We start from the raw sequence: 13,128 nt of genomic DNA, 5'->3' as shown, positions 1-13,128 counted from the left end.
TCGATGCTGTGGGCGCTATTGTTTAAGGCGCGGTGTTCAGCCGCGCTTCCAGGTGGTGGGTTTTCAAGACCTGGACTGACCGACGGGATGTTTGAATGCCTTTGAAAGCGGAACTGCACTGCCACATTGAAGGGGCAGCGGCGCCCGAACTCGTCATCCGCCAGGCGCAGAAATACGGCAAGGACACCGCGCCCTATATCCAAAACGGTTCCTTCGTCTGGCACGATTTTACGTCCTTTCTCGCGGCTTACGATTTTTCCGCCGAACTGTTCCGCACCGAAGAGGATTACGCCCGGCTGGCCGATCACTACCTGACCAGCCTTGCCCGCGATGGCGCCATCTATTCCGAAGTCTTCACCTCGCCGGACCATGCGACGAAAGCCGGGCTCTCGCCCAAGGCCTATACCGATGCGCTGGGCGAAGGCATGCTGCGCGCCAAGGCCAAGACCGGCATAGAGGGCCGCATGATCGTCACCGGCGTGCGCCATGTCGGCGTGGAATCGATCGAACGGGCGGCGCGCTTCGCGGCGCGCTGCGGCAATCCGCTGGTCACTGGCTTCGGCGTTGCCGGCGACGAGCGCGTGGGTGAGATGGAGGACTATGTCAGGGCTTTCGAGATCGCGCGAGAGGCCGGGCTCGGCATCACCATCCATGCCGGCGAACTGACGGGCTGGGAGACTGTCCAGGCGGCGCTTGACCATATCCGCCCCTCGCGCATCGGCCACGGCGTGCGCGCCATCGAGAACCCGGACCTTGTCCGCCGCATCGCCGACGAAGGCATCGTTCTGGAGTGCTGCCCCGGCTCCAACATCGCGCTCAAGGTGTTCGACAGTTTTGCCGACCATCCGCTCCCGGCCTTGCAGGCCGCCGGCTGCAAGGTGACGCTCAACTCCGACGACCCGCCCTATTTCTGGACCTCGCTGAAGCGCGAATACGATATCGCGGCGGAGCATTTTGCGATGAACGAAAAGGCGCTTGCCGCCGTCACCAGAACCGCCATCGAAGCCGCCTTTGTCGACAGGAAGACCAAGGCGGCACTTCTTGCCCGGCTGAACGGCGCGGCGCGCTGATTTTCTTCCGACAAAGCTGTGGTCGATGGCGGCCAAGCGGTTCCTTGGCCGGTCCATAGTCGCTAGGGTCGTTCCAGCTGCCTGAAGCGCGTCCGCGCGCCGGGCGACACGCATCAGGAGAACATCATGAAGGGCGTCACCGTCGTCGACCATCCGCTTGTCCAGCACAAGCTGACCATCATGCGCAAGAAGGAGACGTCCACGGCCGGTTTCAGGCGGCTGTTGCGCGAGATATCGCTGCTGCTCGGCTACGAGGTCACGCGCAATCTCGAGCTGACGACAACAACCATCGAAACGCCGATCGAGACCATGGAAGCGCCGACGCTGGAGGGCAAGAAGCTGGTGTTTGCTTCGGTGCTGCGCGCCGGCAACGGTCTGCTGGAAGGCCTGCTCGACCTGGTGCCGGCGGCGCGCGTCGCCCATATCGGCCTCTATCGCGACCACGAGACGCTGGAAGCGGTCGAATATTTCTTCAAGGCGCCGAGCGATCTCGCCGACCGGCTGGTGATCGTCGTCGACCCGATGCTGGCGACCGCCAATTCGGCGATCGCGGCGATCGACAAGCTGAAAGGGCGCGGCGCCACAAATATCCGCTTCCTCTGCCTTTTGGCGGCACCCGAAGGCATCGAGCGCTTCACCAAGGCGCATCCGGACGTTCCGGTCTTCACCGCGTCCATCGACCGCCAGCTCAACGAGAAGGGCTACATCATGCCCGGCCTTGGTGACGCCGGCGACCGCATGTACGGGACGAAGTAGTAACAGGTTGCCTGGTACGATTTACCAAGCGTTTACGCAAAGACATGGTTTCGGCGCCCGTTAAAGCGGCGAACACCATCCGGCGATAATGAATCGGCTCTCACAAAGGCCGATCCATGCTGCGCAAGCTTCTCATCCTCAGCGTCTTTGCCGGGACATCGGCATCGATCCCGGTCATCTATCAGTCGAATCCGCAGATATTCGAAAACCTGCTGAAATCGACGGTGACGGCCAAGCCCGAGGTCGAGGCACAACCGCAGGTCAGCCTGGCGTCGGTTCCCGACAGACCGGCCGCGCCGCTGCCGACCGGCCGCAAGGTCGCCGTCACAGCGGACGGGCGCGGACATTTCTCGACCACCTTCAAACTCAACGGCCGTCAGGTCGACGGGATGATCGACACCGGCGCGACGCTGGTCGCGGTCAATACGTCGACGGCACGCAGGATCGGGCTGTCGCTCAATCCGTCCGATTTCAGCCATGAGGTCAACACCGCCAACGGCTCGATCAAGGCGGCCGTGGTGACGATCGACCGGCTGCAGATCGGCAGCATCAGTGTCGACGACGTGCAGGCCATCGTGCTTGACGACAAGGCGCTCAGCACCAACCTGATCGGCATGAGCTTTCTCAACCGGCTCGGCAAATATCAGGCCGAAAACGGTACGCTGCTGCTCGTCCAGTAATCAACCGCGCGGCAGGATCCGCCGCATGACGGTTTTGTCCGCCGCTGGTTTCGAGGCGCCGATCGCATAGGCCGAAACCACAGTCGCGGCCGCCGCCTCGGCATCGGCGGGTGAGCGGGCGTGGACCAGTGCCAGCGCGTCTCCGGCATGGACTTCCGCGCCTATGGGCAGCAGCCGGGTGATACCGACGCTGGGGTCGATCTTGTCGTCAGGCCTCGTGCGCCCGCCGCCCAGGCCGACCACCGCAAGGCCGATGTCGCGCGTGGCGATGCCGGTGACGAAGCCGTCCGTCGTCGCCCTGACCGCGAATTCCGTTGGCGCCACGGCCAAATATTTTTCCGGCTTCTCGATGAAATCGGCGGGGCCGCCAAGCACCGCCACCATACGTGCGAAAGTGGCCGCGGCGCGGCCGCTGGTGAGCGTCTCGGTGGCGCGCCGCAAGCCGTCCTGGTTGGACGACACCAGTCCCGTCGACTGCAGCATTTCGGCGGCCAGCGCCAGCGTCACGTCCTCCAGCCGTCGGTCGCGCAGGCGGCCGGTCAGGAAATCGACGGCGTTGTGCACCTCGACGGCATTGCCGGCGGCCGAGGCCAGCGGTTCGTTCATGCCGGTGATCAGTGCCGAGACCTTCAGTCCGGCGCCACTGGCGACCTCGACGAGACTGTTGGCGAGCGCGGTCGCGTCGCGCGACCTCTCCATGAAGGCGCCATTGCCGACCTTGACGTCGAGCACCAGCGAGCCCAGTCCGGCGGCCAGCTTCTTCGACAGGATCGAGGCAGTGATCAGCGGCACCGATTCCACGGTGCCGGTGACGTCGCGGATGGCATAGAGACGGCGGTCGGCGGGCGCCAGATCGGCGGTCTGGCCGATGATGGCGCAGCCGGTTTCCAGCACCGCCTGGCGAAACAACGCGATATCGGGCTGGCTGATGTAGCCGGGGATCGCATCCATCTTGTCCAGCGTGCCGCCGGTATGGCCAAGGCCACGGCCTGAGATCATCGGCACATAGGCGCCGCAGGCGGCGACGATCGGCGCCAGCATCAGCGAGACATTGTCGCCGACGCCGCCGGTCGAATGTTTGTCGGTGACCGGGCCGGGCAGGTCCGACCAGTCGAGCACGTCGCCGGAATCGCGCATGGCCAGCGTCAACGCCACGGCCTCGTCGCGATTCATGCCGTTGAAGAACACCGCCATGGCGAAAGCCGCGGCCTGGCCGTCGGTGACGGCGCCCGAGGTAACGCCGCCGATGAAGGCAGCGATTTCACCGGCCGAGAGCCTGTGGCCGTCTCGCTTGTGGCGGATGATTTCCTGCGGAAGCATCAGCTCTCCAGCAGTCCGTCGCGGAACACTCTGTGCAGGACCGTTGCCAGCCGCGACCCGCCGACTGGCGCCATGTCCTTGGTCTCCTGATGCGAAAGCTCGGCTCCGGTCATGCCGGCCGCCAGATTGGTGATGACCGAACAGGCGGCGACGCGCAGGCCAAGGAAGCGGGCAAGAATGACTTCCGGCACGGTCGACATGCCGACGGCGTTGGCGCCCATGACGCGCGCCATGCGGATTTCGGCCGGCGTTTCGAAACACGGGCCGGAAAACCACATATAGACGCCCTTGTGCAGCGCGGTACCGGTCGCCTTGGCGGCGCGCTCGATCGCCTTGCGGATGCCGGCATCATAGGCTTCGGTCAGGCCGACGAAGCGGCGGTCGCTGGGCTCGCCGATCAGCGGATTGCTGCCGGAGAAATTGATATGGTCGGTGAGCATCATCACCGAGCCCGGCGGCATGTCCGGGTCGACCGAACCGGCGGCGTTGGTGAGGATCAGTTTGGTGATGCCGATGCCGGCGAGCACTTCCAGCACCGGGCGCATCGCCGCCGCGTTGCCATGCTCGTAATAATGGGCGCGGCCGGACAGCATCAGCACCGGCTTTCCGCCAAACAGGCCCGCCACCACTTCGCCGGCATGGCCGCTGACGCCGCTCCGGGGGAACCCGGGCAGGTCGGCATAGGGGACGCGGATCGGGTGCTCGATCCGGTCGACAAGGACGCCGAGGCCCGACCCCAGCACCAGCGCCGTCGACGGCGCCAGGCCGTCCAGCCTTTCGATCAGATGGTCCACCGCCTTTTCGGTCATTGCAGCCCACTCTTCATTTGAGCCAATTCCTCATTTCAGGATGTCGCCGCGGAAACCATAGGGCAGCATGTCGCCCATGGTTACGGTCTCGGCCACGCCCGTATTGTCGCAGAGGTAGAGTTTCGTGTCCGGTTGGCAGAATTCGGCCAGCCGCTGGCGGCAGCCGCCGCAAGGCGAGCATTTGGCCATGCGTTCGGCAAGGACAGCGATTTCGACGATCTTGCCGCCGCCGCCCATGATGTAGTGGCCGAGCGCGGTGGTCTCGGCGCACCAGCCTTCAGGATAGGAGGCGACTTCGATGTTGGCACCGGTGAAGACGCGTCCGTCCTCGGTGCGCAAGGCGGCGCCCACCGGAAATTTCGAGTAGGGCGCATAGGCCTTGGCCATGGCGGTCCTGGCCGCTTCGAACAGATCATGCGACATTTCTGTTGTTCTCTCCGATGATCGTGTCCAAAACCCGGCGCGAGGCACGCGCCGGGCCGTCGGCCCTTAAAGCGCGTCGCGTCGAAACGGATTCAGGCGACGCGCTTTAACTCTTTGTTTTATGCATGTCGTTCTCCCAAAACCGAGGTCACTTTTGGGCGACATGCATCAGCGTTCCTTGACGTAGGGCACGCCGCCGGCTCGCGGCGGGATGGCCTTGCCGATGAAGCCGGCGAGCAGGATGACGGTGAGGATATAGGGCAAGGCCTGCATGAATTGCACCGGCACCTTGCCGATGATCGGCAGCGGTGAGCCCTGCAGACGGATCGCCGCCGCGTCGAGGAAACCGAACAGCAGGCAGGCGAACATGGCGTTGACGGGCTTCCACTTGGCGAAGATCAGTGCTGCCAGCGCGATATAGCCCTTGCCGGCGGTCATGTCCTTCACGAAGCCGCCATTCTGCACCATCGACAGATAGGCGCCGGCGACGCCGGTGAGGATGCCGGTGCAGATCAGCGCCCGGTAGCGAAGCCAGGCGACCGAAATGCCGGCGGTGTCGACGGCGGCCGGGTTCTCGCCGACGGCGCGCAATCTGAGGCCGAAGCGGGTGCGGAACAGCACCCACCAGGTGAACGGCACCATCAGGAAGGCGAGGTAGACCAGCAGCGAATGGCCCGAGATCAGCTCCGCATAGATCGGCCCGATGATCGGCACGTCCCTGACCGCCTCGGCGCCGGGCCAGACAATCGCGTCGAACCGTTCGCCCGGCTGCAGCGCCGGCGTGCGCCCGCCCTGCTGGAACCAGGCCTGACCGAGGATGATGGTCGATCCGGCGGCGATAAAATTGATCGCCACGCCGGAAACGATCTGGTTGCCGCGGTGGGTGATCGAGGCGAAGCCGTGCACCATGGCGAAGGCGACCGAGATCAGGATCGCCATGCCGAGGCCGATAAAGGCCGAATGGAACACGGAAGCAGCGGCGGCACCGGCGAAGGCGCCAACCAGCATCTTGCCTTCCAGCCCGATGTCGAAGATGCCGGAACGTTCGGAAAAGAGGCCGGCGAGGCAGGCGAGCAGCAGTGGCACCGACAGGCGGATGGTCGAGTCGAGTATCTGCACGATGGCGATAAAGACATCCATGTCAGGCGCCCTTTCCCTTGACCGCTTCCATGCCGACCGACCGCGGACTGAACGAGGCGAACAGCGCCTGGATGTAAGGCCTGAACATGTGTTCGAGCGCGCCGGCGAACAGGATCACCAGGCCCTGGATGATGACGATCATGTCGCGGCTGATGGCCGGCATTTCGAAGGCGAGTTCGGCGCCGCCCTGATAGAGCATGCCGAACAGGACCGCCGCCAGCACGATGCCGACCGGATGCAGGCGCCCCATCAGCGCCACGGCGATGCCGACGAAGCCGGCGCCGGAGACGAAGTCGATCGCGACATTGTGCTGGTCGCCCATCACCGGATTGAGCGCCATCATGCCGGCGAGCGCGCCCGAGATCATCATCGCGGTGATGATGATGCGGGTTTCCGAAATGCCGGCATAGCGCGCCGCCTTGGGGCTGTGGCCATAGGTGCGCATCTCATAGCCGAGCTTGGTGCGCCAGATCAGCAGCCAGACCAGGAAGGCCATGAGCAGCGCCAGCAAGAAGGTGACGTTGAGCGGCGCCGAGCGGATCTTGGCGCCGAACAGTTCGATGATCCAGTTGAGTTTCGGCAGCTCGGCGCCGGCAAGGAAGTTGCGGGTCTGCGGTGCCTGCGAGCCCGCCGGCTTCAGCGGTCCGACCAGCAGATAGACCATGATCGAGGCGGCGATGAAGTTGAACATGATGGTGGTGATGACGATGTGCGAGCCGCGCTTGGCCTGCAGATAGGCGGGGATGAGCGCCCACAAGGCGCCCACAAGCGCCGAAGCGACTATTGCCATCGGAAATGTCAGCCACCAGGGCAGCACGCTGTCGAACGACAGGCAGATGATGGCGATGCCCAGGCCCGCAATATAGGCCTGTCCCTCGGTACCGATGTTGAACAGGCCGCAATGCGCCGCCACCGCCACCGAAAGGCCGGTGAAGATGAAGGTGGTGGCATAGAAGAGGGTGAAGGCGATGCCGGTCCCCTTGCCGAAGGCGCCCTCGACCAGGATGACGGCGGCGCGGAACGGGTTCTCGCCGACCAGGAGCACGACGAAGCCGGCGACGATGAAGGCCACCGCCAGGTTGATCAGCGGGATCAGCCCATAATCGGCCCAGGCCGGCAGTTTGGCGTATGGCGTGCTCAAAGTGCTGCCTCCTGGCGCTCGACGCCGGCCATCAGCAGGCCAAGCTCGCCCTCGGTCGCTTCCGGACCGCGCTCACCGACGATGCGGCCGGCAAACATCACCAGGATGCGGTCGGAGAGCGAGCGGATCTCGTCGAGCTCGACCGAGACCACCAGCACGGCCTTGCCCTGGTCGCGCATGGCGATCAGGCGCTTGTGGATGAATTCGATGGCGCCGACATCGACGCCGCGCGTCGGCTGGCCGACGATCAGCACGCCTGGATCCTGCTCCATCTCCCGCGCCAGCACGATTTTCTGCTGGTTGCCGCCGGAGAAGTTCGCCGTCTTCAGGCGCGGATTGCCGGGCCGGATATCGTATTTCTCGATCTTGTCCTTGGCGTCGGCCATGATGGCATCGACGTTGAGGAATGGCCCTTTGAGATAGCGGGGGTCGTCGTGATAGCCGAGGATGGAATTCTCGTTCTCCTCGAAAGCCAGCACCAGCCCGACATGGTGCCGGTCCTCCGGCACGTGCGCCAGCCCTCGGTCGCGCAATTCGCCCGGATCGGCGGCACCCGTGAGGTCGATCGGCTTGCCGTCGAGCATGACCGAGCCTGAAACGGCATGCCTGATGCCGGAAATCGCCTCGAGCAGTTCGGATTGGCCGTTGCCGGCGACGCCAGCGATGCCGACGATCTCGCCGGCGCGCAGGTCGAAGGAGATGTCGTCGACCATGGTGACGCCACGCGAATCCTTCACTGTCAGGTTCTTGACCGCGAGCTTGACGGCGCCGGCTTCCGCTTCGCCCTTTTCGACCCTCAGGAGCACCCGGCGCCCGACCATCAGTTCGGCCAGTTCTCCCACCGTCGTCTTGCTGGTTTCGCGCGTCGCCACCATCGTGCCCTGGCGCATGACCGAGACATTGTCGGTGATGGCCATGATCTCGCGCAGCTTGTGGGTGATCAGCACCACCGTCTTTCCCTGTTCCTTCAATTGCTTGAGGATGCGGAAAAGGTGGTCGGCCTCGGCCGGCGTCAAGACGCCTGTCGGCTCGTCGAGAATGAGGATCTCGGCGCCGCGATAGAGCGCCTTGAGGATTTCGACACGCTGCTGCAGGCCGACCGGCAATTCCTCGATGATGGCGTCGGGGTCGACTTCGAGCCCGTATTCGCGCTCCAGCCGCTCGAGTTCCGAGCGCGCCTTGGCGATGCTGCTTTTCAAGAGGGCATCGCTTTCGGCGCCGAGAATGATGTTTTCCAGCACCGAGAAATTGTCGACCAGCATGAAATGCTGGTGCACCATGCCGATGCCGAGCGCGATCGCGTCATTGGGGGTCTTGATCGATGCCGGCTTGCCGCCGACGCGGATTTCGCCGCTGTCGGCCTGGTAGAAGCCGTAGAGGATCGACATCAGCGTCGACTTGCCGGCGCCGTTCTCGCCGACGATGCCGTGGATGGTGCCGCGCGCGATCTCCAGATTGATGTCGCGGTTGGCGCGCACGGCGCCAAAACTCTTGTTGATGCCGATCAGTTCGATTGCGGCTTGCGCCATGCAGCCAGTCCCACTCTTATTTTTTTATCGCTTGGTCAAAATGCCTAGCATGACGCCCCGCCCGTGCCAATTGGCCGGAGCAGTATCCACTCTCGGCAAATCCCGGTGCGCTTGTCAATTTCCAACGTGTCCGCAGGCTTCATATTCGCTAATATGACGGCGTCGAAATTCGCATCACGACGCAAGGCATTGTGGTGCAAGATCAGGGACTGCGAATGATCATGCCCGCCGACCGGCTGACGACGCTCGAAATCCGCGCCGCCGAGCAGGAAAGGACCATCGAGGAACTGTCGGGACAGATCGCCGAGCAGTGGACGGTGATCGAGCGCATGCAGCGCAAGCTCGACGCGCTGACCGATCGCTTCCTGGCGCTGGAGGAGCAGGCGGCGCCCGACGTGCCGGTGACCAAGCCGCCGCATTGGTGAGGACGAGGGGAGGGTACAAGCCATGGTCGGTGAAAGGGATCGTATCGCGCGAGCCGGCGACTACGTGCTCGGCCTGATGAACGATACCGATCGCGAACGGGCCGAGCGCGATCTGGAGATAGACCCTGCCTTCCGCGACGCGGTGCTGCAGCTTGCCGAACGCATGCATGTTTTCGACCGCGCCGAAAAACCTGCCGTGCCTGCTAATCATTGGGCGCTGGTGACGCAACGCCTCGCCGAGTTGCCACAGATGCGCAGCGTTGGGCTCGGCAATGATGCCAAACCGCGAACGGTGATCCGAAGCCTGTCCCGGTCACCATACGGTGTTGGCGTGCATTCACTTGGCGGCCGGCGCGGATTTGTCGTCGCCATTGTGCTGATTGCGGTCTTCGCGCTTGGCTATCTCGTGGGTCGGCTATAGCCGGAGCTCGCGCGCCACCAACAGCATCGGGTGGCCGTCCTGCTCGAACTGCTCGACGACCACCCAGCCGAGCCCGGTATAGAAATCACGCGCTTCCCAGGTATAGAGGTAGAGCCTCTCCACGCCTATCGACGCCGCATGGGCTTCGACGGCCGCGACCAGTGCACGGCCGATCCCTTTATTGCGGTGGTTGCGATCGACGACCAGGCCGGCCAGCCATGGCGTGAGGTCGTGCGCCGGTTCCAATTCGTGGCGAACCAGCAGGCATGTACCGACCGATATGTCGTCGATCCGGGCCACCAGCGCCGTTTCGAAGCCGTCGCCTGCCAGCAGCGTGCGTAAACCGGCGGCGTCCTCGTCCGGCGTCCTTGCGCTGCCCTCGAAAAAGGCGGCAACGCGCAATCGTGCCACCGCCTCGACGTCGCATTCGGTCATCGGTTCAATGATCGGCGTCACTCCAGCCTCGGTGCTCGTCCGTCAGAGTCTTCCAAAAACAAAACCGCCGGGACAAGGCCCGGCGGTTCGCAAATCAGTATCTTCCGATCAATACGGGCAGGCGTTGTCGGTCGTGTAGTCGTGCACCTGGATCTTGCCGGCGATGATGTCGGCCTTGGCCTTTTCCACGGCAGCCTTCATCTCGTCGGTCACCAGTGCCTTGTTGTTGTCGTCCATGGCGTAGTCGACGCCGCCTTCCTTGAGGCCGAGATTCTCGACGCCACCCTTGAAGGTGCCGTTCTTGCCATCCATGAAGGCGGTGTAGACGGCAACGTCGACGCGCTTCATCATCGAGGTCAGCACCTTGCCGGGCTGCAGGCCATTCTGGTTGGAATCGACGCCAATGCCGAGCTTGCCGGCATCAGCCGCCGCCTGCAGCACACCGACGCCGGTGCCGCCGGCCGCGGCGTAGACCACGTCGGAGCCCTGGTCGATCTGCGTCTTGGCGATTTCGCCGCCCTTGGCCGGATCGTTCCAGGCAGCCGGGGTGTCGCCGGTCATATTCTGGATGACGTCGGTCGCGCCGGCCGACTTGGCGCCGCCGACATAGCCGCATTCGAACTTGCGGATCAGCGGGATGTCCATGCCGCCGATGAAGGAGACCTTCTTCGACTTCGATGCCATCGCGGCCATGATGCCGACGAGGTAGGAGCCTTCATTCTCCTTGAACACCAGCGAGCGGACGTTGGGCAGGTCGACGGCATCGTCGATGATGGCGAAGTTGAGATCGGGATATTCGGCCGCGACCTTCTTCAGCGCATCCTCCCAGGCGAAGCCGGCCATGACGATCGGGTTGTGGCCGTCCTCGGCGAAGCGGCGCAGCGCCTGCTCGCGCTGCGAGGCGTTGGACACTTCGAACTCGACATAGGGCGTGCCGGTCTCGGTCTTGAACTTCTCGGCGCCATGGAAGGCAGCCTCGTTGAAGGATTTGTCGAACTTGCCGCCCAGATCATAGAGGATGGCCGGCTGGACATCCGCGGCGAAAGCCGGAAGAACCATTGCGGTTGCGGCCAGGAGGCCGAGAACGATACGTTTCATGTGATCCACACCCTGTCGGTTATTTTTTCCGTTACGCCCCGCCTGCCTGCCCGGTTCTGCGGCCGGCATGCGACGTCAGCCAGGAGTGTATTCCCCTCCCGCTCGGCGGCAATCTGGCACGGCCCGAAACAAAATTCACGCGGAATTTTGACCTTTTGGAAAAGCGTGCCACGGGCAGGCTGCGCCCAGCTCGATCCTTGCCTGTCGACCCTTGCCGATCAGTTGGCGGCGAATTGGCCGGTGCGCCGCTGGCGCCTGTAGCCGATGGCGTAGAGCAGGAAGGCCAGCACCGCGAAGACGGCAAATCCCGGCTGGTCGAGTACCCAGGCGATGACGCCATCCCACAAAAGCGGACTGGCCTTGGCGCGGACGAAGGTTTCGAAGGCCGCCCGCGTGTCCGGCGAGACCGCCAGCCAGCTGACATTGAGCGGGGTCAGCACAAGCGCCGAAGCCGCCACCGTGCGCGTCGTGTCGATCACCGCCATGATGACGGAGACCGACAGCGCGACCATCGCGGCAAGGCGGAAAATGAAGCGAAACATCTAGGCTCTCCCCCGGCCGATCCTGGATGCTTCCCAAGGGATCTCCGGCACGTGTCCCGAACGAGAAATAGAATTTGTCTGGCCTGCCCGCAACCGCGATACGCGAATTTGAAGGCCCGCGCTTTTCTGTCCTTATGCCACAGGCCTGCGCCTGCGCCGATGGACGAGCCAGACGGCGAGAATCCCGCCGCCAATGGCGCCGACCACCAGCCCGGCCAGGCCGATGAAGGCGGCGAAGTAGCCGCAGCCGCCTTCGAAGCAGCTCACCTTTGCGACATCGGCGATCACCGAGCCGGCGAAGAAGCCGACCAGGGCACCGATGACGGCGCCGAGAATGATGCCGAGCAAGGCGGCGATGATGGAAACGAAGACCGACGGCGCTTCGGTTTGCGGCCTGGCGTAGACGGTCCCGGCGCCGGAGCCGGGGCGCAGCAGGTAGATGCAAAGCAGGCCGATGCCGATCTCGATGGCGGTGATGCCGAGGCTCCTGGCGGAGAAGACGAATTCCGGCACGGTCAGCACATAGGCCTGTCTCGCCAGCACCCAGACGATGGTGGCGATCTGCCAGATGGTGAAATGGCGGGGGAAACGCCCCGAGCGGCCGAAGGCGAGGCCGAGCAGGTAAAGCCCCCAAAGGATCGTAATGACATTGGCGACGAGCCCGCCAATGAGGAAATAGAAGATCTTGTCCGGCAGGCTGGAATTGCCGACCAGCCACCATGCCGACGCCAGGCCATAGACCGACCAGGCCATGACGAAGATGAGCCAGCCGACCGGGACGTAAAAAAGGTCGCCACCCGGGCGGCTGGCCGGCGCCTGCCCATTGTCCGGTTGTTCGCTGCTCGATGTCATGGCCGGACGATGCCCCCGCAAAGCCTCTGCCTCACTCGACAGGCGGCCGGCGGCGAAGTCAAGCGCGGCGGGTCTTGCGGCCTGGTCTGTGCACATCATTCGGCGCCGGCGCCCCGCAAACGGGTGCGACGGCGGCCTCGCGAACCGCCATGTGGCCGGCAAAGCGAATAGACTGCGCTTATGGCTTGGCATTCGGCGCGGGATCGACTAGATGAGCCCCGCGCCTGTTGCTTCGACGGCTCAGGTGCCGGGGAAGGATGTCCGCTGGTTGGGCGGCGTCCATGGCGCGGACATTCCGCGCCGCAGCCCCAAGGAGATGCATCTCCCCAACCCGCGCGGCGAAACCGGCCGGCGCGAAGGCACGGACGGAGAGGTGGCCGAGTGGTTGAAGGCGCACGCCTGGAAAGTGTGTTTACGGGAGACCGTAACGCGGGTTCGAATCCCGCTCTCTCCGCCAGCGTTCCAATCGCTGATTTGATCTCAACCA

At 64.2% G+C, this 13,128-nt stretch carries 15 protein-coding genes and 1 tRNA gene; 6 read left to right on the top strand and 10 right to left on the bottom strand.

From position 1 onward, the window contains the following. Window positions 1-95 precede the first annotated feature (95 nt). The 3 genes from MAFF_RS13435 to MAFF_RS13425 all read left to right on the top strand — a co-directional run bounded on the left by MAFF_RS13435 (window position 96) and on the right by MAFF_RS13425 (window position 2,506). On the top strand, window positions 96-1,070 hold the full coding sequence (locus MAFF_RS13435) for an adenosine deaminase (protein WP_010911461.1): 975 nt from the start codon (window positions 96-98) through the stop codon (window positions 1,068-1,070). Window positions 1,071-1,196: 126 nt separating this feature from the next. Then, complete coding sequence (gene upp, locus MAFF_RS13430) at window positions 1,197-1,826, top strand: uracil phosphoribosyltransferase (protein ID WP_010911460.1); 630 nt, start codon at window positions 1,197-1,199, stop codon at window positions 1,824-1,826. A 116-nt stretch (window positions 1,827-1,942) separates the two neighbouring features. Beyond that, window positions 1,943-2,506: a TIGR02281 family clan AA aspartic protease gene (locus MAFF_RS13425; protein WP_010911459.1), complete on the top strand. Its 564-nt coding sequence runs from the start codon at window positions 1,943-1,945 to the stop codon at window positions 2,504-2,506. Here MAFF_RS13425 and deoA read toward each other — a convergent pair whose 3' ends face one another. The 6 genes from deoA to MAFF_RS13395 all read right to left on the bottom strand — a co-directional run bounded on the left by deoA (window position 2,507) and on the right by MAFF_RS13395 (window position 8,868). Continuing rightward, the gene (deoA, locus tag MAFF_RS13420; protein WP_010911458.1) at window positions 2,507-3,826 is read right to left on the bottom strand and encodes a thymidine phosphorylase; all 1,320 of its coding nucleotides are present in this window, start codon (window positions 3,824-3,826) and stop codon (window positions 2,507-2,509) included. After that, window positions 3,826-4,635 carry a purine-nucleoside phosphorylase gene (locus tag MAFF_RS13415; protein WP_010911457.1) on the bottom strand — a complete coding sequence of 270 codons (810 nt, stop codon included), beginning with the start codon at window positions 4,633-4,635 and terminating at the stop codon, window positions 3,826-3,828. The genes deoA and MAFF_RS13415 overlap by 1 nt, the downstream gene beginning before the upstream one ends. Window positions 4,636-4,665: 30 nt before the next feature. Next, window positions 4,666-5,058: a cytidine deaminase gene (gene cdd / locus MAFF_RS13410; RefSeq protein ID WP_010911456.1), complete on the bottom strand. Its 393-nt coding sequence runs from the start codon at window positions 5,056-5,058 to the stop codon at window positions 4,666-4,668. A gap of 168 nt (window positions 5,059-5,226) precedes the next feature. Continuing rightward, window positions 5,227-6,198: an ABC transporter permease gene (locus MAFF_RS13405; protein ID WP_010911455.1), complete on the bottom strand. Its 972-nt coding sequence runs from the start codon at window positions 6,196-6,198 to the stop codon at window positions 5,227-5,229. 1 nt (window position 6,199) lies between these two features. Beyond that, window positions 6,200-7,339 carry an ABC transporter permease gene (locus tag MAFF_RS13400; RefSeq protein WP_032931644.1) on the bottom strand — a complete coding sequence of 380 codons (1,140 nt, stop codon included), beginning with the start codon at window positions 7,337-7,339 and terminating at the stop codon, window positions 6,200-6,202. Continuing rightward, window positions 7,336-8,868, bottom strand: a complete 1,533-nt coding sequence (locus MAFF_RS13395; protein WP_010911453.1) for an ABC transporter ATP-binding protein — start codon at window positions 8,866-8,868, stop codon at window positions 7,336-7,338. Before MAFF_RS13395 ends, MAFF_RS13400 begins: the two co-directional genes overlap by 4 nt. A gap of 218 nt (window positions 8,869-9,086) precedes the next feature. Here MAFF_RS13395 and MAFF_RS13390 point away from each other — a divergent pair, with 218 nt between their 5' ends. Then, window positions 9,087-9,293, top strand: coding sequence for a SlyX family protein (locus tag MAFF_RS13390; RefSeq protein ID WP_169627215.1), 207 nt, complete (start codon window positions 9,087-9,089; stop codon window positions 9,291-9,293). Window positions 9,294-9,315: 22 nt separating this feature from the next. Next, window positions 9,316-9,714 (top strand): hypothetical protein, encoded by a 399-nt coding sequence (locus MAFF_RS13385; RefSeq protein WP_010911451.1) that lies wholly within the window; start codon window positions 9,316-9,318, stop codon window positions 9,712-9,714. On the opposite strand, the gene MAFF_RS13380 is transcribed toward MAFF_RS13385, so the two are convergent. From MAFF_RS13380 to MAFF_RS13365, 4 genes are all read right to left on the bottom strand, one after another. Further along, window positions 9,709-10,170 carry a GNAT family N-acetyltransferase gene (locus MAFF_RS13380; protein ID WP_010911450.1) on the bottom strand — a complete coding sequence of 154 codons (462 nt, stop codon included), beginning with the start codon at window positions 10,168-10,170 and terminating at the stop codon, window positions 9,709-9,711. The two genes, MAFF_RS13385 and MAFF_RS13380, sit on opposite strands and share 6 nt — an antisense overlap. 87 nt (window positions 10,171-10,257) lie before the next feature. Further along, entirely contained in the window at window positions 10,258-11,247 is a 990-nt protein-coding gene (locus MAFF_RS13375) for a BMP family lipoprotein (protein ID WP_010911449.1), read from the bottom strand. Between the two features lie 218 nt (window positions 11,248-11,465). Then, window positions 11,466-11,789 (bottom strand): hypothetical protein, encoded by a 324-nt coding sequence (locus MAFF_RS13370; RefSeq protein WP_010911448.1) that lies wholly within the window; start codon window positions 11,787-11,789, stop codon window positions 11,466-11,468. A 132-nt stretch (window positions 11,790-11,921) separates the two neighbouring features. Beyond that, complete coding sequence (locus MAFF_RS13365) at window positions 11,922-12,641, bottom strand: hypothetical protein (protein WP_244420784.1); 720 nt, start codon at window positions 12,639-12,641, stop codon at window positions 11,922-11,924. 367 nt (window positions 12,642-13,008) lie between these two features. On the opposite strand from MAFF_RS13365, the gene MAFF_RS13360 reads away from it, so the two are divergent. Next, window positions 13,009-13,098, top strand: a tRNA-Ser gene (locus MAFF_RS13360). The last annotated feature ends 30 nt before the right edge of the window (window positions 13,099-13,128 follow it).

This window comes from Mesorhizobium japonicum MAFF 303099, assembly GCF_000009625.1.
In the GTDB taxonomy this organism is placed as follows: Bacteria; Pseudomonadota; Alphaproteobacteria; order Rhizobiales; family Rhizobiaceae; genus Mesorhizobium; species Mesorhizobium japonicum.
The sequence above is the reverse complement of the archived record's forward strand: the minus strand, read 5'-3'. Positions and strand labels throughout refer to the sequence as shown.